This window comes from Oceanotoga sp. (assembly GCF_030445905.1).
In the GTDB taxonomy this organism is placed as follows: Bacteria; Thermotogota; Thermotogae; order Petrotogales; family Petrotogaceae; genus Oceanotoga; species Oceanotoga teriensis.
In genome coordinates, this window is the sequence record NZ_JASUSU010000009.1 from 1 (window position 1) to 20,525 (window position 20,525).

General features: G+C 26.4%; 18 protein-coding genes and 1 riboswitch. Of the genes, 17 read left to right on the forward strand and 1 reads right to left on the reverse strand.

Annotation, left to right across the window (positions count from 1 at the left end; genetic code table 11):
- Nucleotides 1-262 precede the first annotated feature (262 nt).
- The 4 genes from PWP28_RS03890 to iadA all read left to right on the forward strand — a co-directional run bounded on the left by PWP28_RS03890 (nucleotide 263) and on the right by iadA (nucleotide 5,351).
- The gene (locus tag PWP28_RS03890) at nucleotides 263-2,161 is read left to right on the forward strand and encodes a PTS sugar transporter subunit IIA (protein ID WP_109605907.1); all 1,899 of its coding nucleotides are present in this window, start codon (nucleotides 263-265) and stop codon (nucleotides 2,159-2,161) included.
- A gap of 18 nt (nucleotides 2,162-2,179) precedes the next feature.
- Nucleotides 2,180-2,641: a PTS sugar transporter subunit IIA gene (locus tag PWP28_RS03895; protein WP_109605909.1), complete on the forward strand. Its 462-nt coding sequence runs from the start codon at nucleotides 2,180-2,182 to the stop codon at nucleotides 2,639-2,641.
- A gap of 2 nt (nucleotides 2,642-2,643) precedes the next feature.
- On the forward strand, nucleotides 2,644-4,041 hold the full coding sequence (locus PWP28_RS03900) for a PTS fructose transporter subunit IIBC (protein WP_308644270.1): 1,398 nt from the start codon (nucleotides 2,644-2,646) through the stop codon (nucleotides 4,039-4,041).
- 146 nt (nucleotides 4,042-4,187) lie between these two features.
- On the forward strand, nucleotides 4,188-5,351 hold the full coding sequence (gene iadA / locus PWP28_RS03905; RefSeq protein ID WP_308644271.1) for a beta-aspartyl-peptidase: 1,164 nt from the start codon (nucleotides 4,188-4,190) through the stop codon (nucleotides 5,349-5,351).
- A gap of 14 nt (nucleotides 5,352-5,365) precedes the next feature.
- Here the strand turns inward: iadA and PWP28_RS03910 are convergent, their stop codons facing one another.
- A complete protein-coding gene (locus tag PWP28_RS03910) occupies nucleotides 5,366-6,040 on the reverse strand; it encodes a hypothetical protein (protein ID WP_109605915.1) in 675 nt (224 codons plus the stop codon).
- Between the two features lie 219 nt (nucleotides 6,041-6,259).
- Here PWP28_RS03910 and PWP28_RS03915 point away from each other — a divergent pair, with 219 nt between their 5' ends.
- The 13 genes from PWP28_RS03915 (at nucleotide 6,260) to PWP28_RS03975 (ending at nucleotide 20,515) form a co-directional block, all read left to right on the forward strand.
- The gene (locus PWP28_RS03915; protein ID WP_308644272.1) at nucleotides 6,260-7,075 is read left to right on the forward strand and encodes a helix-turn-helix domain-containing protein; all 816 of its coding nucleotides are present in this window, start codon (nucleotides 6,260-6,262) and stop codon (nucleotides 7,073-7,075) included.
- Between the two features lie 105 nt (nucleotides 7,076-7,180).
- Nucleotides 7,181-8,062: a sulfite exporter TauE/SafE family protein gene (locus PWP28_RS03920; RefSeq protein WP_308644273.1), complete on the forward strand. Its 882-nt coding sequence runs from the start codon at nucleotides 7,181-7,183 to the stop codon at nucleotides 8,060-8,062.
- A gap of 21 nt (nucleotides 8,063-8,083) precedes the next feature.
- On the forward strand, nucleotides 8,084-9,040 hold the full coding sequence (locus tag PWP28_RS03925; RefSeq protein ID WP_109605920.1) for an ornithine cyclodeaminase family protein: 957 nt from the start codon (nucleotides 8,084-8,086) through the stop codon (nucleotides 9,038-9,040).
- A gap of 284 nt (nucleotides 9,041-9,324) precedes the next feature.
- Nucleotides 9,325-10,281, forward strand: coding sequence for a LacI family DNA-binding transcriptional regulator (locus tag PWP28_RS03930; RefSeq protein ID WP_109605922.1), 957 nt, complete (start codon nucleotides 9,325-9,327; stop codon nucleotides 10,279-10,281).
- Between the two features lie 15 nt (nucleotides 10,282-10,296).
- Nucleotides 10,297-11,508, forward strand: coding sequence for an ABC transporter substrate-binding protein (locus PWP28_RS03935; RefSeq protein ID WP_308644274.1), 1,212 nt, complete (start codon nucleotides 10,297-10,299; stop codon nucleotides 11,506-11,508).
- Nucleotides 11,509-11,555: 47 nt separating this feature from the next.
- Complete coding sequence (locus tag PWP28_RS03940; RefSeq protein ID WP_308644275.1) at nucleotides 11,556-12,725, forward strand: sugar ABC transporter permease; 1,170 nt, start codon at nucleotides 11,556-11,558, stop codon at nucleotides 12,723-12,725.
- A gap of 11 nt (nucleotides 12,726-12,736) precedes the next feature.
- Nucleotides 12,737-13,627: a carbohydrate ABC transporter permease gene (locus tag PWP28_RS03945; protein WP_305081650.1), complete on the forward strand. Its 891-nt coding sequence runs from the start codon at nucleotides 12,737-12,739 to the stop codon at nucleotides 13,625-13,627.
- A 14-nt stretch (nucleotides 13,628-13,641) separates the two neighbouring features.
- Complete coding sequence (gene pgmB, locus PWP28_RS03950) at nucleotides 13,642-14,283, forward strand: beta-phosphoglucomutase (protein WP_308644276.1); 642 nt, start codon at nucleotides 13,642-13,644, stop codon at nucleotides 14,281-14,283.
- A 9-nt stretch (nucleotides 14,284-14,292) separates the two neighbouring features.
- The gene (locus tag PWP28_RS03955; RefSeq protein ID WP_308644277.1) at nucleotides 14,293-16,545 is read left to right on the forward strand and encodes a glycosyl hydrolase family 65 protein; all 2,253 of its coding nucleotides are present in this window, start codon (nucleotides 14,293-14,295) and stop codon (nucleotides 16,543-16,545) included.
- Nucleotides 16,546-16,612: 67 nt separating this feature from the next.
- The gene (locus PWP28_RS03960; protein ID WP_109605934.1) at nucleotides 16,613-17,425 is read left to right on the forward strand and encodes a mechanosensitive ion channel family protein; all 813 of its coding nucleotides are present in this window, start codon (nucleotides 16,613-16,615) and stop codon (nucleotides 17,423-17,425) included.
- A gap of 92 nt (nucleotides 17,426-17,517) precedes the next feature.
- Nucleotides 17,518-17,649, forward strand: a riboswitch (cobalamin riboswitch).
- Between the two features lie 120 nt (nucleotides 17,650-17,769).
- The gene (locus tag PWP28_RS03965; RefSeq protein WP_308644278.1) at nucleotides 17,770-18,705 is read left to right on the forward strand and encodes an ABC transporter substrate-binding protein; all 936 of its coding nucleotides are present in this window, start codon (nucleotides 17,770-17,772) and stop codon (nucleotides 18,703-18,705) included.
- The gene (locus PWP28_RS03970; protein WP_308644279.1) at nucleotides 18,702-19,754 is read left to right on the forward strand and encodes an iron ABC transporter permease; all 1,053 of its coding nucleotides are present in this window, start codon (nucleotides 18,702-18,704) and stop codon (nucleotides 19,752-19,754) included. Before PWP28_RS03965 ends, PWP28_RS03970 begins: the two co-directional genes overlap by 4 nt.
- Nucleotides 19,751-20,515 (forward strand): ABC transporter ATP-binding protein, encoded by a 765-nt coding sequence (locus tag PWP28_RS03975; protein ID WP_308644280.1) that lies wholly within the window; start codon nucleotides 19,751-19,753, stop codon nucleotides 20,513-20,515. The genes PWP28_RS03970 and PWP28_RS03975 overlap by 4 nt, the downstream gene beginning before the upstream one ends.
- Nucleotides 20,516-20,525 lie beyond the last annotated feature (10 nt).

Here is a 20,525-nt window from a genome sequence, read left to right on the forward strand (position 1 = left end):
CTCAAACTGCTGAAAGTGTTAATTCTAACTCTGAAAACCTCATTAAAATATCTGAAGATTTGATTCAAAAAATTAAATTATTTAAAATATAAAAACAAATATTAAGCATAAAAACAAAAAAAGAAATCGTTATTTTTTAATACGGTTTCTTTTTTTTATTAAAACACATTATTTTATAAAAAACTAAAAATAATATATGTTTTACTAAAAAATATATTAAGCTATAATTATTTTGAAAGCTTTATAAAAAGGGGGTATATAAATGAAAATAACACAAAGGCAATCAGATTTTTTAAAAATTCTTTTAAACGATGAAAATATAAACATAAATAAAATTTCTGATCTATTGAATGTTAGCCCTCAAACGGTAAAACAAGAAATACAAGATTTAAAAAAACTTTTCATAAAATATGAAATAGAAATTTATCTAAACAATAAAAATGAAATAATACTATATGGACATGAAAATATATTAAAAATGCTAAAAGAAACAGAAGACTTAAATGAATTTGAAATAGATAATCAAATAATACTTTTAATAATATTACAAAAAAACTATTTAACTTTGCAAGATATTGCAGATGAATTATATACAAGTCGTTCACTCGTAGAAAAACATATGCAAAAAATAATTAAAAAAAATCAAAATATATATTCCAAAAGAAGACATGGAATAATATTCAAAGGCTCTACATTATTAAAAAGAAACATTTTTATAAATTTATTATTTCCATATTTTTCTGGAATAAACTTTAAAAAAGAAATATCAAAATTTAATGAAATACATTTTCCAATACTAAATTATTTAAATGAAAAAACCATAAACAATACTATAAAAATAATAGAAGAAATATTAAAAATTGAAATGTACACCGATGAATCAACCAATAAAATTTTTCTCTCTATCTTACTTTTAATATATGAAAAAGAAAACAATATTCAATACATAAAAGATCCCATAATAAAAGAATATGATAAAAATTCTAAATATGAAATAATAATAAATAATATACAGAAAATAATCAATTTAAATAAAGACGAAAAAAATTATATAATACATATTTTAGAAAATTCAAAAAAAATAGAATTAAATAATAAAGAAAACATGATAAAAAAAATGTCACCATTAATAACAGAAATATTAGAAATAATAAAAAACACAGTTGGAATAAACCTACAAAATGATCAAATATTGATAAAAAATTTTTCTACACATGTTTATACATCTTTAATAGAAAAAATAAAATTTCAAGAATTAATAGATGTAAAAAATACCTTTAAGGAGTTTAAACGACAATATCCACTTGCTTATGAAATGGCGACAATATCAGCTCAATTCATAGAAAAAAAGTATAATATTTCTTTATCTCAAGAAGATATAGTATATTTCACAATACACTTTCAATCAGCACTCGAAAGGTCTAAAGAAAAAACAAGAAAAGTAAAAACTATAATAATATGCCATTATGGAATTTCAGTTTCAGAATTAATAAAATTAAAATTAAATAGATTATTTCCAGAATTACAAATAAAAAAAGTATTAACTATACAAGAATATAAAAAAATGAAAGATCAAATACAAAAAGAAAAATATGATTTCATAATAACTACTGAAAAAATCATTGAAGAAAAAATCCCCCTAATTTATGTAACTCCAATGCTCTTAGAACAAGAATTAAACAAAATAAGAAAAGTAATAAACTGTAAAAAAATAAATAATATTCTCACGATAAAAGTATTAGAATCAAAAATAATAAACACAAATCAAAAAAATGTAAAAAACATAATAATAGAAGGCATTAAATATTTAATAGAAAACAATTATGTAAAAAAAGAATATTTAAATTCTGTTCTCGAAAGAGAAAAAATCTCTTCAACAAATTTAAATACTATAGCTATACCCCATGGGAATCCAAAATTTGTAAAGGAAACAAAAATGGTAATTTTAAGACTTAAAAACTCCATAATATGGAATGATTCAAAAGTAAATATAATTTTTTTATTTGCCGCTAGCGAAGAAACAGTAAAATTAAATCCTTTATTATTATCTACTTTTTATAAAAATCTATCAAAAAAAGAGATAGAAGAAAAAATACAACAAATAATAAAATATGATGATGAAAAATTCAGAAGATATTTATCTGAAATAATAAACTATTAAAAATGGAGGATTAAAAATATGATAGAACAAATGCTAAAACCAGAATACATAATAAATGATGTAGAAATCCCATCAAAGACTAAAGAAGATGCCATAAAAAAAATTAGCGAAATATGCTCAGAAAAACAACCCCTAAACGAAAAAGAACTAAGTAAAAGTTTTTTAAAAAGAGAAAAAATTGACTCAACAGGCTTTGGCAATCACATTGCAATACCTCATGCAAAAATAAAAAAACTTAAATCACCTATGATATCTATAATAAGATTCAAAGAAGAAATAAATTGGAATTCAATAGATGAAAAACCAGTAAAAGTTGCAATAGCTCTAGTAATGCCATATTCTGATGAACAAAATATGCATTTAAAAATAATATCAAAATTTGCAAGAAATCTTGTAAATGAAGATTTTTTAAACAAATTAATAAAAGAAAAAGATAGTAAAAAATTATATAAATACATAATAGAAAAACTGGGGGAATAAATATGAAAATTATTGGAGTTACAAAATGTCCTACTGGAATAGCTCATACATATATCGCCGCTGAAAAAATCGAACAAACTGCAAAAAAATTGGGCTATGAAGTAAAAGTAGAAACACAAGGTTCTCAAGGGACAGAAAACAAATTAACTTCTGAAGAAATAAAAAATGCAGATTATGTGATAATAGCTGCCGATGTTGCAATAGATGAAAAAGAAAGATTTGATGGAAAATACATAACTGAAATATCTATAAAAAATATAATAAAAAATTCAGACACAATAATAAAAAACTTAAAAAATTCTTCAATTCTTTATAAAGAAAAAAACACCCAAGTAAATAAAGATTCAGCAAAAAACTCAAATGCCATAAAACAATTGATGAATGGTGCATCACATATGATACCATTTGTTGTTGTGGGAGGACTTTTCATAGCTTTAGCACTTGCGATTGGTGGAATTCCCACATCAGAAGGAATGATAATAAAATCAACTTTTTGGAACAAAGTAAATCAAATAGGAGCACTTGGTTTTGATTTAATGTACCCCATACTTGCAGGGTTTATAGCATTTTCAATATCGGGAAGAGCTTCATTAGCACCAGCAATGATATCGGCAAAAGTTGCAGTATCTCCTGAAATTCTTGGAACAGAAGCAGGAACTGGATTTTTAGGTTGTATAGTTGTTGGATATGCAGCAGGATATCTTGTAAAATTTATGAATAGCTGGAAAGTTCCAAAAACAATTAAACCAGTAATGCCAATATTTGTAATACCTTTGCTTGGAGTAGGAATAATATCTTCGGCATTCATATTAATACTTGGAAAACCGGTAGCATGGTTAATGACAAATCTAAACATATTTTTGGGAACATTATCTGAAAACTCCTCAACTGGAATACTTCTTGGAATAATACTTGGAGCATTGGTAGCAATAGATATGGGAGGTCCTTTCAATAAAGTTGCATTTTTATTTGGTGTTGCTTCAATAACAGAAGGAAACCCTCAAATAATGGGAGCTGTTGCCTGTGCAATACCTGTACCACCTCTAGCAATGGGACTTGCAACCTTAATAAATAAAAATGTTTTTACAGATGAAGAAAGAGGATCTGGAATATCAGCATTATTAATGGGTTTAATAGGAATAACAGAAGGGGCTATTCCATTCGCTTCTGCAGATCCAAAAAGAGTTTTACCGAGTATAATTATTGGTAGTTCTGTAGCTTCATCGCTTGGAATGATCTTTAATATAACAGACAATGTTCCTCATGGTGGTCCTATAGTAGGATTTCTTGGTGCAACAAATAATCTACCATTATTTTTAACATGTATTGCTATAGGTAGCTTAGTATCTGCAATGATGATAGTAATTCTAAAAAATAAAAAATTAAAAAAATTATCTTAACTCCATACATCCAAATAGTTAAATAAAACTATTTGGATGTATTTTTATTCTATAAACTTCCATTATTTTTAATTTCATATCATTACTTAATTTGTATATAAACCTCCATATAATATAAAATATAATTAATAAAAGGAGATGATGAAATGATTCTAATTAAAAATATAGAAGTATATGCTCCAGAAAAAATTGGAGAAAAAGACGTTTTAATAACAGGAAACAAAATATATAAAATAAGTAATGAAATATCATTAAACACAAACTTAAAAATAAAAGTTATCGATGGAAAAAATAAAATATTAATACCTGGATTTATAGATTCACATGTACATATTTTAGGTGGTGGTGGTGAAGGTGGATATAAAACCAGAACACCTGAAATAACTCTAACAGATCTAACAAAACATGGAATAACAACGGTGATAGGTTGTCTTGGTACAGACGGAACAACAAGAACTATGAGCAATTTAATAGCAAAAGCAAAAGGTTTAAAGGAAGAAGGAATAAGTTGCTATATTTATACTGGATCTTATCAATTTCCAGTAAAAACATTAACTCAAAATATACAAGACGATATAATATTAATAGAAGAGATAATAGGAGTTGGAGAATTGGCATTATCGGATCATAGATCTTCGCATCCATCAATAGAAGATTTAGTCAAAGTAGCTTCACAAGCAAGAGTTGGTGGAATTCTCTCCAATAAAGCCGGAATAATAAATATTCATTTAGGAGATGGAAAAGAAAATTTTTCTAAAATACTACAAGTTGTTGAAAATACAGAAATTCCTATAACACAATTTTTACCAACACATTGTACAAGAAACCCAAAAGTTTTTGAAGAAGCTCTAAAATATGCGAAAAAAGGTGGCTATATAGACTTTACAACGAGTACAACCCATAAATTTTTAGAAAATGGAGAAACAAAATGTTCTAAAGCTTTAAAAATAGCACTTGAAAAAAACATTCCAATAGAAAATATAACCTTTACTTCTGATGGACAGGGAAGCTTACCAAAATTCGATTCAAAAGGAAATTTTATTGGACTCGACATAGGAAAATCATCTTCTTTATACGGAGAAGTTAAAAATGCGATAATAAAAGAAAATATTCCTATAGAAAAAGCAATAAAAGTTATAACAGAAAATCCCGCAAAAATATTAAAATTAAAAAATAAAGGAACCATAGAAGAACAAAAAGATGCCGATATAGTCATATTAGACAAAGATTTAGAAATAAATACAGTGATATCAATGGGAAAAATAATGATAGAAAATAAAAAAATAAAAGTAAAAAACACTTTCATATAAAAAAATTAATTTAACTATTTAATACCTCTTTTTTTAGCTTCCATAGATTCATTTAGATGAACTAAATTATGCCTTGTTGCTGGCATTAAAATGATACCGGCAACGTTTTTTTTACCCCAAAAATCTATCAACCAAACAGATTTTTCTGTTTCTAAAACAGCTTTTTCATCTATAATTCTTTTAAGACTATCTTCTGAAAACTTCCTCTTAAAATCTTCAAATTTTAATTTTTTAATTATATCTCTTGTTTTTTCTCCAACCAAATCTCTATATTCTTTAAGAGCAATCATATTGATTTCATTACTAAAATGGAGTATTTCTTCTTCAGACAAAGAATTACCGGTATCAGTAATTTTAGAATTCAACCTCTCATATACACCAGAAGAAACTAAAACCTGTTGATCATTATTCACAAGTATATTCATAGTAATATCTTCTATTCTTGTAGAATGCCAAATACCATAGGCTATGGTTCTCCCTTTCTTTTGAACAGCTCTTTTAAAAGTCAACTCATCGAGATCTTTCCATAAATCATCTTCAAAAGTTTCTAAACCTATATCGCTTATATTTGAAGAATGAACCATTGCATGAAGCTTTAAACATAAATCAATACTCTCATTAAAAAAACTCTTTTTTAATATAATACTTCTGAGATACTTCAACTGAGCATTCCAAACTTTTCTATCCATTTTTATCCCCCCATAAAAACCATTTAATACTTTAGTATACTATAATTATAACTCTAAATCTAAAAAAAACAATATTTTTAATAAAAAACAAATTATTACTATTTAGAAGCATTTATCAACCAAAAAATGAAAATATGTATAAATTAAGTGCTTGCTAAATTAATAACAAATATGTTATAATAGTCACCGAAAGTAACTACTAAAATAGAGGTTGATAAAATGGAAAATATTTTAAACACATTAAAAATGTTCGGATTCACAGAATATGAATCAAAAGTGTATATAACTCTTTTAAAAACGGGAAAATCATCTGGTTATGAAATAAGTAAAAATTCTTCAGTTCCAAGATCCAAAGTATATAACATACTTGAAATTTTAATAAAAAAAGGATGTATAGTTCACACAAAAAATACAAATCCTATCTATTATGATGCAATTCCAATAAATGAATTAATAAAAAACTTAGAATACAAATACAATAAAGCTTTAGAAAATATAAGTTATGAATTAAATGAATACAACAGAAAAGTTGATATGGATAATATGTGGCATATAGAAGGGTACGAAAATACATTTAACAAATGTAGAAATATGATAAAAAACACAAAAAATGAACTTTACTTACAAATTTGGGAAGAAGATTATAAAGAAATAAAAGAAGATTTAGAAAAATTTGAAAGTAGTGGAAAAAAACTTCTATTAATATTTTATAGTAAAAATCATAATTACAAACTAAACATAAAAAATTATTACCCACATGGTTTTGAAGATGAAAAAGAAAAAGAATTCGGCGGTAGATGGATCAATATAGTATCAGATTCAAATCAAGTAATATTTGGCCATATAAAAAATACTAAAAACGCTGAAGTAATATGGACAGAAAGCAATTCTTTGATATTTCTGGCAAAAGAATATATAAAACATGATGCTTATACATTAAAAATAATAGAAAAATTTGGAAAAGTTTTAGAAGAAGAGTATCACTATTCTGATAAAGATTTTAGAAACATATTTGAAAAGTTAGAAATTAAATAGAGTTTCAAAAAGCTATACCTCAAAAAATAATTAATAAAATTATAAATAATTCTTTGAAAGGAGGTCAATATAGTATAAAATTTTTCTTTATGGAGGTATAGAAGCATGGTAAGCATACTTTTGATTTTGATAGTTGTTGTTAACGGATTTTTTGGATTTACATTTTTCAAAGACTTCATAAAAAATAAAAATGAAGCATTTAAAGAAAAGGGAAATGGTTTATTCTTATCTATTTGGTCTATAGTTTTATATTTTCTATCAACATTTGGAATATCCGATTTTGCACTTTCAACAGTTTTATACAGAAAAAGTGGATTGGTAACAGATAAAAAACTTCCAGGCACATTAAACACTCAATGCGTTATACCAGTTGCAATAATGGCATTGTCTTATATTTCTGTAATAAAAGTAGATGTTTTAACTCTAATATTGTGTATTATTTCTCAAATGATAGGTGCTTATCTTGGCCCAAGATTTGTAGTTAAACTCTCTGAAAAAGCGATAAGAAGATTTATGAGTATAGGTCTTATAATAGCGGCTTTTTTCATACTTGCAGGAAAATTCAATATATTACCATCTGGTGGAAATGAAACAGGATTAAGAGGTATAAAATTAATAATAGCTATGATTTCATTATTTGTTTTTGGGGCATTAAATAATATAGGAATAGGTTCATATGCACCAACAATGGCAGTAATTTATGCACTTGGATTAAATCCTGGAATTGCTTTTCCAATAATGATGGGAGCTTGTACATTTTCTGTCCCTCTTGGAAGTATAGAATTTGTAAGACTTGGAGAATACTCAAGAAAAATAACCTTCTTTACATCCATATTCGGAATAATAGGTGTTTTAATAGCAGTTTTTATAGTCAAAAGTCTAAATTTAGAAATGGTTCAATGGATAGTTGTAGCCGTAATACTATATACTGCAATAAGCATGATTCTTGAAGAACTTAAAAAACCTAAGACAAAGCAAAATATATAAAAATTTTAATGGAGGTATTTTATGATAAATATATCAAAAGAAAAAATAAAAGAAATATTTAATATGAAAGATGCAATAGAATCAAATAAAGAAGCTTTTATACTTCATTCAAAAAACGAAGGAATAATACCTTTAAGAACTAATATAGATATACCAAAATTTAAAGGACAAAGCTTATTTATGCCAGGATATATAGAAAGCTTAGACATATCTGGAATAAAAATAGTTTCTGTATTTCCAGAAAACATAAAATTAGGAAAAAATTCAATAAACTCTACTATGATTTTATTAAGTGGTAAAACAGGAGAAGTTTTAAGTACATTAGATGGAACATATTTAACTCAAATAAGAACTGGAGCAGTAGCTGGAGCTGCAACAGAAATACTCTCAAATAAAGATTCAAAAATAGGAGCATTGTTTGGAACAGGTGGTCAAGGAGAATGTCAATTCGAAGCCATGTTAACTGCAAGAAATCTCGAAGAAATAAGAGTATTTGATATAGATGAAGAAAGATGTAATTCATTTTGTTTAGAAATGGCAAAGAAATTTTCAATAAAAGTAAAAAGTTGCAAAACTCCAAAAGAAACTGTAGAAAATGCGGATATAATAACAACAGCAACAACATCAAAAAAACCGGTATTCGATTTTAAAGATATAAAAAAAGGTGCTCATATAAATGCCATAGGTTCATATACTCCTGAAATGCAAGAAATAGATGAAAATCTAATAAAAAATGCAGACAAAATATATTTCGATTCAAAATCAGCTGTTCTAAGCGAATCTGGAGATATAATAATCCCATTAAAAAAACATATAATATCAGAACACGATTTCAAAGGTGATATAGGAGAAGTTTTAATTAATAAGATTGAAGGTAGAAAAAATAAAGAAGAAATAACTCTTTTTAAATCCGTAGGAATATCTATTCTAGACATAGTAATGGCAAAAAAAATATATGAAAAAACTTTAAAAAAATGAGGATACCTAAAAATATTAAGAAAATGGCATCCCCAAAAAAATAATCAATCAATCATATTTTATCATATTATTTATGAGAGAAGAACTTTTTTTAGTTCTTCTCTTTTTATTATTTTTTGTAAACGATTACATTTTTCAATGTGATAACATGATATAATGAAAAAAATCTCTATTCACAAATAATATGATATAATCTTATAAAATAGCTGTATTTAGAAGTTGAAAAACGATGAATTTAGAAATATAATTTTATTGTAATCGATTACAAAAGAGGTGTTTTCAAAATGAATATAAAAGAAATAGCTAAATTGGCCAATGTATCAGTCGCAACAGTTTCAAGAGTAATAAATAATTCCAATTCTGTAAAAGAAAGTACAAAAATTAAAGTATTAAAAGTGATCTCTGATCATAATTACAAACCAGATGCTATAGCAAAATCTTTAAGAAAAAAATCAACAGGCATCTATAGCATAATATTTTCGGTTAACACAGATAAAATATTTGAAGCCGATTATTCTCAAGAACTTGTACAAGGTGCTTTATCTTACTTTTCAAAACATGAATTAAAATTAATAGTGGATACTCATGGAAATCAAAAAGATCTAATAAATTATTATAAATCTATAATAGATAGCAAAATTGTAGATGGTTTCGTAATTCTTGATTTAAGGGAAAATGACCCAAGGATAGATTTTTTAAACTCTGAAAACTTTCCATATATAGTGATAGGAAGAAATTCAAAAAATAATTTTAATTATATAGATTCAGACAATGAATCAGGGGCATTCACAGCAATAGAACATTTATATCAAAAAAATTGTAAAAATATACTTCACATAGCAGGAAATAAAAATAATCCCGTTGTTGATAAAAGAATTGAAGGTTCTTTAAAAGCTTCAAAACTACATAACATAAATATGGATATACTATACTCTGATTTTTCAGAAGAAAAAGCATTTGAGATATATTTAAAAAATAAAGAAAAATACGATGGTATGTTTTTTGAATCAGATAAAATGGCTATTAAAATTTTAAATGAAATAAAAAAACCTGAAATACCCATGATAGGATTTGATAATATAATGCTTTCAAAATATTTTGATCTCACAACCATAAATCAAAATATTTTTGAAATTGGATATAATGCAGCCAAGAATCTTCATAAATTGTCTCAAGGACAAAAAATAAATTCTATAATAATCCCAACAGATTTAATTGAAAGGGGAAGCACTAACTTATAAGAGGAGGAACAAATAATGAAAAAAATATTGGTATTATTCATACTCATTTCAATAATAACTGCATTTTCTGCGGTAGAAATAAAAATTTCTGGATGGCCTGGCAATCCAAATGAAGAAACAGCCATGATGAAAGTAGTAGAAAATTTTGATAATACTCACAAAGATATTAAAGTTGTATGGGACCCAATTCCAGGAGACTATAAACAAACTCTTTTAACAAGACTATCAGCAGGAACAGCTCCAGATATATTTTATATAGACATAAGTTATTTTCAAGAATTCGCAAATAAAAATGTCTTATTACCTTTAGATTTATATGTAAAAAAAGATAATTATGATATAGATGATTTTTATGAGAACTTAATAGATGGATTCACATCAAACAACAGATTATATGGAATTCCAAAAGACTTCTCAACACTTGCATTGTACTACAATGAAGAAATTTTTGATAAATACGATGTTGAATATCCTACATCAAATGATACATGGCAAGATTTTTTATCGAAAGCTCAAAAATTAAAACAGAATGGATATGAAACACCTTTAGTTTTAGCCGCAGACTTCAATAGAGCAATACCTTTCATAATTGGAAATGATGGAAAATTAGTAAATGATGATTTATCAACAGCAATAACTTCTCAAAAATCTATTGAGGGAATCGAATTTTATGTTAATCTAATAAACAAATATGGAGTAGGGTTTGAACCTTCAAATGTTGGATCTGGATGGATTGGAGAAGCAATAGCAAACTCAAAAGTAGCAATGGGAATGTCTGGTCCATGGACAAAAGGATTTATAGAAGAACAATACCCAGACATGAAAGATAAAATAAAAGTAGTAGAATTACCTGTTGGTAAAAAAAGAGCAAGTATGATATATACAGTATCATGGTCAATAAACAGACAAACAAAAAACAGACAAGAAGCTTGGGAAGTACTAAAATACCTAACAACAGAAGGGCAAAAGGTTTTTACAGAAAGAACAAGTATACTACCATCAAGAAAATCATTAGCTCAAAATATAAAAAATAATTCAAATAAAGTATTTTTTGATTCCGTTGAATATGGAATACCTTGGACAGTTCCAACAAAAACCGGAATATTTTCAAGAGCAAATGATCAAATAAATTCCTTATTAAAGGACCTATTCTATAATAAAATAACTATAGAAGAAGCTCAAAATATAATAAACCAAAAATATGATGAATGGAACAGTTCTAATTAATATAGGGGGGATAAAAATCCCCCTTATATTTTAAAAGAGGTGAAAAAATGAAAAGATCTACAAAAGAAGCCATAACAGGATATATATTTTCAGCTCCAATATTATTAACAGTTATAATATTTACATTCTATCCAATAATTGCAGTGTTTTATTATAGTTTTACTAATTATCAACCATTAGAAGCTCAAAAATTTAATAATTTAGTCAATCCTCAAGAAGCATTAGAATTTAATACTGGATATTTTTCAGACGAATTAAATGATGTGAGTTTAGAAGAATTAAAACAAAATTTTGATATATTAACCTTTATAGAATTAGATGTTGGTGTCAATCTCGATGAAGAATCAAAAACAAGCATAAAAAAGTATTTTGATACACAAAAATTATTAGAAAATTTTAAAAATAAACAATTAAATCATGAAATAAAAGTTTCAACATTTATGTCTGAATATATGCTGAAAGATTCTAATAAATTTAAAAAATACATTCCAAACTTTATAGGTTTTGAAAATTTTAAAAAAATGTTTTCAGATCCATATTTTACAATCTCTTTATTTAACGCAATATTATATGCTTTAATAGTTGTACCTGTTCAAACTATACTGGCAGTTTTACTTGCAGTTGCTGCAAATTCAAAAATAAAAGGCGTTAGTTTTTTTAAAACAACATTTTTTATACCCTCAATAACCTCTTCAGCGGCTATTTCAATGATTTTTTGGTTAATATATTCTAAACCTGGAGTATTGAATCGATTATTAACAAGTTTTTTTGGATGGGCCGGATATCAACCAATTGATTGGTTAAACGAACCTAATACTGCCTTATTTGCAATAATGATAATGAATATATGGACAACTGCTGGATATTTTATGATAACTTTCTTAGCGGGATTACAAGATATATCTCCATCGATATATGAAGCTGCAAAAATTGATGGTGCAAAAGATGGAAAAATTTTCTGGAAAATAACAATGCCAATGCTAAAACCCCAAATACTTTTTGTAATGATAATGGGAACTATTGGATGTTTACAAGTATTCGACCAAATATATTTCTTGATAAAAAATATGAGAAATATAACAATCTCATATTACATATACAAAAATGCTTTTGAATATGGAAATATGGGTTATGCCTCTGCTCTTGCAGTTATACTCTTTGGAATAATACTATTAATAACATTCATTCAAAAAAAATTCTTTAAAGAAGAGTATTGAGAGGTGAAAATATGAAAAATAAGTGGAAAACGGCAAGAACCATTTCATATATAATATTAATATTATATGCAATAATATCTTTATTTCCATTCTTCTGGGCAATAATAGTATCTATGACACCCTTAACTTATACAGATGCCCAAAATGTAGAGCGTGGTGTAGATATAATGCAATGGCCACCAAAAATAGATCTTTTTAGTTCTGAACCTTCAGCTTTTGGAGCACCTTTAAGCTTTCAAAATTATTTTAAAATATTTGAAGTTGTTCCATTATATGGAAGGTGGATAATAAATACAGTGCTATATGCAGTACTATTAACAATAGGAAATATAATTTTTGATACTCTTGGAGGATATGCTTTTGCAAGATTAAAATTCCCATTTAAAAATTTCTTATTCGCTATGATACTTGCAACATTGATGATTCCATCACAAGTAACTATGATTCCTCAATATAATCTTATGGTCAAATTAAATCTTGTAAACACCTATCCAGGACTTGTAATACCAAAATTATCAAATATCTTTGGATTGTTTTTGATGAGACAATTTTTCTTAAGTTTTCCAAAAGAACTTGAAGAAGCCGCAAGAATAGATGGTGCTGGTATATTAAAAACATACTTTAAAATAGTACTTCCAAATTCAAAACCGGCAATAGCAGCATTATCAATATATACATTTTTAGGAGCATGGAATGATTTCCAATGGCCTTTAATAATAACTTCTCAAAAAGAAATGTATACATTAACAATGGGTTTAAACTTCTTCAAGTCATCTTATTATACATTTTGGCAATACCTAATGGCTGGCTCTATCTTAATGACAATACCTATGATAATAATATTTTTATCTTTTCAGAAACAATTTGTAGAAACAGGAAAGGTATCCGCAATAAAAGGCTAAAAGGAGGAAACAAAATGATAAAAGCATGTATATTTGATTTAGATGGGGTAATAGTTGATACTGCAAAATATCATTACCTTGCTTGGAAAAGACTTGCAGAAGAACTGAATATAAACTTTAATGAAAAAGATAATGAAAGATTAAAAGGCGTTAGTCGTATGAAATCATTAGACATAATATTAGAAATCGGAAATATTACATTAAAAGAATCAGAAAAACTAGAATTCGCAGACAAAAAAAATAAATGGTACAGAGAATATATATTAAAAATGGAAGAAAATGAAATACTTCCAGGGGTTAAAACTTTTTTAAATCAATTAAAACAAAATAATTTAAAAATAGCTATAGGATCGGCGAGCAAAAATGCACTTACAATACTTCAAAGACTAAATTTGATAGATATATTCGATTCCATAATAGATGGAAATAAAGTGAGTAAAGCAAAACCTGATCCAGAAGTATTCATAAAAGCAGCACAAGAAATGCATGTCAAACCTGAAGAATGTGTCGTTTTTGAAGATTCTATAGCTGGTATACAAGCTGCAAAAATAGGAAAAATGAAAACTATTGGTGTAGGAAACCATCAAACATTAAAAGAAGCCGATAAAATAATAAATGGATTCAAAAATACAGACTTAAAAATATTAGAATTTTAGGAGGATACAATGAACTGGGAAATACATGACAAAAAATATAATTTAAAAAATGTACAAAAATATGAAACATTATTTACCCTTGCAAATGGATATAGAGGCATAAGAGGTTATAATGAACTCTCTTCATTTGATAATAGAGGAAACTTTGTAGCTGGAATATTTGATAAATCAAATGCCCAAGTAAAAGAAATAGTAAATCTTCCAGATCCTTTAGAATTTAAAATATATTCAGAAGATGAAATAATAACTTTAGATTCAACAGAAATATTAAAATATGATAGATATCTAAACATGAAAGAAGCAACTCTAAATTTAGAAACAGAATTAAAAACTCCAAAAGGCAAGATAATAAATATTAAATCAAAAAGATTCGTAAGCAGATTTGATGAACATTTAATGATGATAAAATATGAAATAACCCCAATAAATTTTGATGGGAAACTGACAATACAAAATACAATAAACTCTAATATAACTAATTCAAAATTCGATCCTATAAATAAATCAAAACATTATAAAACCGATGAAATAAAAGATTTAGAAAATGGATTATATTTACAAGTCAAAACAAATGATAGTAAATCAATTATTTCTCAATGGACAGGACTTTATTCAGAAAATATAAAAAACAGAAAATTTTATGATTTAGAAACACTCGTAGAAGAAGTATACGAAATATATGTAAAAAAAAGTAGGACTTATAAAATACAAAAAAATTGTTTAATACATACTTCAAGAAATTCTAAAACTCCAAAAGAAAATATATTAAATGATATAAAATTATATAAAAATTCAAGCTTTGAAGAAGAATTCAAAAAACATATAAAAGAAATGCAAAAAATATGGAAAAAAATAGATATAACAATTGATGGTGATGATAAAGCACAAACTGGTTTAAGATTTAATCTATTCCATCTGATATCATGTGCATATCAAAAAGATCCAACAGTCAGTATAGGTGCAAAAGGATTACATGGCGAAGGATATAAAGGCCATATATTTTGGGATACAGAAATATTTATGTTACCATTTTTTACATATACTTATCCAGAAATTGCAAGATCTCTATTACTCTATAGATTCAACACTTTAAAAGGTGCAAAAGAAAATGCAAAAAATAATGGTTATAATGGTGCACAATTCCCATGGGAATCAGCAGATATAGGCCTTGAAGAAACTCCAAAATGGGGAATAGACTATCTCGGTAATCCCGTAAGAATATGGACTGGAGATGAAGAATTTCATATAAGTTCAGATATAGCTCTTGCATATTGGCAATATTTCAAAGCAACAAATGATAAAGAGTTTATGGAAAATTATGGATATGAAATATTTATTGAAACCACAAAATTCTGGGAATCTCGATTAACTCACAATGAGGATAAAGATTATTATGAAATAAAAAAAGTAATAGGTCCTGACGAATTCCATGAACACGTAGACAATAATTTCTATACAAATTACCTCGCAAAATGGAATATAAAAAAATGTTGTGAAATAATAGAAAAATATAAAATAGAATCCCCTAAAAAATACGAAGATTTGATAAAAAAGACAAACATATCAGAAAAAAACATAAAAAACTGGAAAAATATTTATAAAAAAATATTTTTATCTTCAAAAAACGATATAATAGAGCAATTTGAAGGCTACTTCAATTTAAAAGATTATAAAATAAAAAAATATGATGAAAATGAAATGCCTTTATGGCCAGAAAACATAGAATTAGACAAACTAAATCAAACACAATTAATAAAACAACCAGATGTAATAATGTTATTATTAATTTTAGGTGAAGAATTCGAAGAAGAAATAAAAAGAAAAAACTATGAATATTATGAAAAAAGAACAATGCATAAATCTTCTTTAAGTCCATCTATGTATTCAATAATGGGTTTAAAAATTGGAGATACACATAATGCCTATAATTATTTTATAAAAACCATAATGACAGATATACAAGATAATCAAAAAAATACAGCACTTGGATTACATGCGGCTTCTACTGGCGGTTCATGGCAAAGTATAGTTTATGGATTTGGAGGATTTTCAATAGATAAAAATAATATTCCAAATTTTAATCCATGGATACCAAAAAAATGGAAAAGCCTAAATTACAAAATTAATTGGCAAAATAATATATTAAATATAAACATAACAGAAAATACAATAATTATAAATTCCGAAAGAGAAATTGAAATAAAAATTAAAAATAAACCTCACAAATTAAAAAAAGGTACAAATAAATTTTATTTAAATTAAAAAATCTCCCAAATTATTATATAATATATATGAATAAAAAAACATATATTATTAGGAGGGGATTAATATGAATGAAACAACCGCAGCAATAATAAGCTGGATTGTAAGAATTGGCATAAGTTTTATAATATTTATAGTGGCAAAAATGCTTTCTGGAATAATATATAAAACTATGCTGAAACTATCTGAAAAAAACTCAAAAATAAATCTTCAGTACAAAAAAACCATGAAAACACTTTTAGATATAGGATTATATACACTTGCAATCTTTATAATAGTCTCAGTTTTATTTAAAAATCTTGCACCTGTATTGGCTGGATTGGGTGCATCAAGTATAATAATAGGTTTTGCTATAAAAGAACCTTTTGAAAACTTAATATGTGGAATATTAATAATGGTAAACAAACTAATAATCGAAGGTGAAGCAGTCGAAATAAACGGAAACTCAGGTTCTATATCAGAAATAAAATTAAATCATGTCATATTAAAAACATGGGATGGAAAATTAATAAATATACCAAGTAAATCCGTTTGGTCATCAACAGTTACACATTTCTGGCCTGAAAACATAAGAAGAAATGAAATATCTGTTGGAGTAGCTTATGATACAGATTTAAACAAAGCCATGAAAATACTCGAAGAATCTGTAAACTCTTATGAAAAATTATATTCAGATGATTCTCATAAACCTATGATATTATTCACTGGTTATGGTTCTTCATCAATAGACTTCATAATAAGATATTGGGCAGAAAGAGAAAACTACATAACCTCAACAACAGAAATAGCAAAAATTATAAAAACAAAATTTGATGAAAATAATATAGAAATTCCTTTCAATCAATTAGATCTTCATATAAAAGATGGCAATATACAATAATCGGAGAGTTATCTCTCCGATTATTTTAATATTAATAATAAACACATTTCTTATTAACTATAAATTTGATATAATAATCTATGCATAAAAGTTAATAAACACTTATTTTTGGTAAAACTATTTGTTTTTCAAATGGGGAAGCTCGGTGAAAATCCGACACAGTCCCGCTACTGTAATGGCATAAAGCCTAAGTCAGATTACCAGCCAAAAATAAACAATATTACTTATATCACGAGGATGGTATGAGTGACATTATTAATTTAATAAGATTATTTAATGTCCCTACACCTCTTCTTGAAGGTGTTTTTTTATTTTTATGCTAAAAATATTATGAGAGGTGTTATATGAAAAAAACTTTAAGTCTAATTTTTTGTTTATTATTTTCAATTTTAGTATTAGCTTATGAACCAGTTACAGTCAATTTTACTCATCAAGGAAAAGATTATGAAATAACTTATACAAAATCTCCAGAACGTGCTGTAACTCTTTCACATTTCACAACAGAAATGTTTCTTGCTTTAAATCTTGAAGAAAAAATGGCTGGAACTGCATGGGCAGACAATGAAATATTACCAGAATTAAAAACAGCCTATGACAAAATACCAATACTTTCTGATAGATACCCTTCAAAAGAAATATTCTTATCTGTAAATCCAGATTTTGTTACTGGATGGCATTCAGCTTTAACAGATAAAAATGTAGGATCAGTGGAAACACTCATTCAAATGGATATAAAACCATTAATAATAAAATCAGTAGAACCAGATGCAACATTAGAAACAGTATACGAAGACTTTATAACAATAGGAAAAATATTTGATATAGAAGATAGAGCTCAAAAACTCGTAAAAAGTATGCAAAATGAAATAAATGATGTAAGAAAAAAAGTTCCATCAAATGTAAAAAAAGTAAAAGTATTGGCATATGACTCTGGAAAAGATTCAGCCTTTGTAGTGTGTTCTGGTCTTGGTGGTTCTTTAATACAAGAAGCCGGAGGTATAAATATATTTGGTAATATACAAAAAGCATATGCAAATGTATCTTGGGAAAAAGTAGCTCAATCAAATCCAGATATAGTATTAATAGTAGACTATGGAAGTACAACTTATGAACAAAAAGTACAATTCCTAAAAGAAAATCCCGCAACAAAAGATTTAGATGCAGTAAAAAACAATAAATTTGTAAAAATAGGTTTAGCCGATTTATCTCCTGGAATAAGAAATATTAATGCTATAACAACTATGACAAAAGGCTTCTATCCAGAGATTTTCAAAAAATGAAAATAAAAAATAGCACTTTTTTATTTTCCATAATGGCATTAATTTTAATAATCATACTATCAATAATCATAACAATAACTATAGGTCCAGTAAAAATAAATCCTTTAGATGTTTGGAAAATAATAATAAATAATACTTTTAACAAAGAAATATTTCAAATACAATGGGCAAAATCTATAGAAACAATAGTTTGGAATCTAAGACTCCCAAGAATTTTAATGGCTTTTATAACGGGAGCAACTCTTTCATTTGTTGGCGTTTTAATGCAGGCATTAACGAGAAACTCTTTAGCCAATCCTTATATTCTGGGAATATCTTCAGGAGCTTCTGCAGGAGCAGTTGCTTCCATAATACTCGGAATATTTGGTTTTTTAGGTTATTTAGGCCCCTCAATAGGGGCTTTTTTAGGGGCTATTTTATCTTCACTAATAGTTTTCAAAATAGCTCATTCTGGTTCTGGATATTCATCGAGCAAACTCGTTTTAACAGGAGTTGCAGTATCAGCCATGTTCTCATCATTGACAACTTTTATGGTATATACGGCAAAAGATTCTTCAAAATTAAGATCTGCAATGTTCTGGATGGTTGGAAGTGTTGGAGGAGCTAAATGGAATAATATTTTATTACCTTTTTTACTCTTGATAATATCTACAACAATAATGTATATATTCAATAAAGAACTCGATGGAATACTTATAGGAGAAGATACATCAAAAACTCTTGGAATAAACACTGAATTAATAAGAAAAATAATAATAATAATAAGCACATTATTAACTGGATTTATAGTATCTTTAACAGGAATCATTGGATTCATAGGATTGATAATACCGCATATTTCAAGACAAGCTGTAGGATCTACTCACAAAAAATTAATACCCTTTTCTATTCTAAGTGGAGGATTATTTTTAATATGGGCAGATACCTTCGCAAGAACTGCATTCACTCCCGAAGAAATACCTATAGGAGTTATAACTTCATTTTTGGGTGCTCCTTTCTTTTTATATCTATTAAGAAAAAACTCCTATTCATTTGGAGGCAAAAAATGATTAAATTAAAAATAGAAAACTTAAATTATAATATAAACAATAAAAAAATAATAGAAAATATAAACTTAAAAATAAAAGAAAAGAGTTTTGTAGGACTAATCGGACCAAATGGATGTGGAAAATCAACACTTTTAAAAAATATTTACAAAGTACTAACTCCAAGCAATGGAAAAATATATATAGAAGAAAAAAATATAAAAAATTTACCCTCAAAAAAATTCGCAAGAATTGTCTCAGTAGTCGCTCAAAATGATATAATTGATTTTGACTTTTCAATAAAAGATATAGTCCTCATGGGAAGATACTCTCATAAAAAATTATTTGAAAGTAATAAAAAAGAAGATGAAAAAATTGTAGATGAAGCATTAGAGATAGTTGGTTTAAAAGGCTATGAAGAAAGAAGTTTCTTCAGCTTATCTGGTGGTGAAAAACAAAGAGTTTTCATAGCAAGAGCTATAGTTCAACAAAGTGAGTTCATAATACTCGATGAACCAACAAATCATCTCGATATAAAATATCAAATTCAAATAATGAATATATTAAAATCATTAAATAAAACAACATTTTCAGCAATACATGATATGAATTTAGCAGCATATTATTGTAATTACTTAATAATAATGAAAGATGGGAAAATTTATAATATGGGAACTCCAGAAGAAGTTTTGACAGAAAAAATGTTTAAAGAAGTTTTTGAAGTAAATGCCAAAATAAATAAAAGTGAATACACTAAAAAATTAAACATCCATTATATCCCATGAATCTTTGAAT

What these genes read in the sequence shown, in the direction of transcription:
- PWP28_RS03960 (WP_109605934.1), top strand. Translation starts at nt 16,613, where the DNA reads ATGAATGAAACAACCGCAGCAATAATAAGCTGGATTGTAAGAATTGGC.
- PWP28_RS03920 (WP_308644273.1), top strand. Translation starts at nt 7,181, where the DNA reads ATGGTAAGCATACTTTTGATTTTGATAGTTGTTGTTAACGGATTTTTT.
- PWP28_RS03915 (WP_308644272.1), top strand. Translation starts at nt 6,260, where the DNA reads ATGGAAAATATTTTAAACACATTAAAAATGTTCGGATTCACAGAATAT.
- PWP28_RS03890 (WP_109605907.1), top strand. Translation starts at nt 263, where the DNA reads ATGAAAATAACACAAAGGCAATCAGATTTTTTAAAAATTCTTTTAAAC.
- PWP28_RS03900 (WP_308644270.1), top strand. Translation starts at nt 2,644, where the DNA reads ATGAAAATTATTGGAGTTACAAAATGTCCTACTGGAATAGCTCATACA.
- PWP28_RS03945 (WP_305081650.1), top strand. Translation starts at nt 12,737, where the DNA reads ATGAAAAATAAGTGGAAAACGGCAAGAACCATTTCATATATAATATTA.
- PWP28_RS03975 (WP_308644280.1), top strand. Translation starts at nt 19,751, where the DNA reads ATGATTAAATTAAAAATAGAAAACTTAAATTATAATATAAACAATAAA.
- PWP28_RS03970 (WP_308644279.1), top strand. Translation starts at nt 18,702, where the DNA reads ATGAAAATAAAAAATAGCACTTTTTTATTTTCCATAATGGCATTAATT.
- PWP28_RS03940 (WP_308644275.1), top strand. Translation starts at nt 11,556, where the DNA reads ATGAAAAGATCTACAAAAGAAGCCATAACAGGATATATATTTTCAGCT.
- PWP28_RS03955 (WP_308644277.1), top strand. Translation starts at nt 14,293, where the DNA reads ATGAACTGGGAAATACATGACAAAAAATATAATTTAAAAAATGTACAA.
- PWP28_RS03895 (WP_109605909.1), top strand. Translation starts at nt 2,180, where the DNA reads ATGATAGAACAAATGCTAAAACCAGAATACATAATAAATGATGTAGAA.
- pgmB (WP_308644276.1), top strand. Translation starts at nt 13,642, where the DNA reads ATGATAAAAGCATGTATATTTGATTTAGATGGGGTAATAGTTGATACT.
- PWP28_RS03930 (WP_109605922.1), top strand. Translation starts at nt 9,325, where the DNA reads ATGAATATAAAAGAAATAGCTAAATTGGCCAATGTATCAGTCGCAACA.
- PWP28_RS03910 (WP_109605915.1), bottom strand. Translation starts at nt 6,040, where the DNA reads ATGGATAGAAAAGTTTGGAATGCTCAGTTGAAGTATCTCAGAAGTATT.
- PWP28_RS03965 (WP_308644278.1), top strand. Translation starts at nt 17,770, where the DNA reads ATGAAAAAAACTTTAAGTCTAATTTTTTGTTTATTATTTTCAATTTTA.
- PWP28_RS03935 (WP_308644274.1), top strand. Translation starts at nt 10,297, where the DNA reads ATGAAAAAAATATTGGTATTATTCATACTCATTTCAATAATAACTGCA.
- PWP28_RS03925 (WP_109605920.1), top strand. Translation starts at nt 8,084, where the DNA reads ATGATAAATATATCAAAAGAAAAAATAAAAGAAATATTTAATATGAAA.
- iadA (WP_308644271.1), top strand. Translation starts at nt 4,188, where the DNA reads ATGATTCTAATTAAAAATATAGAAGTATATGCTCCAGAAAAAATTGGA.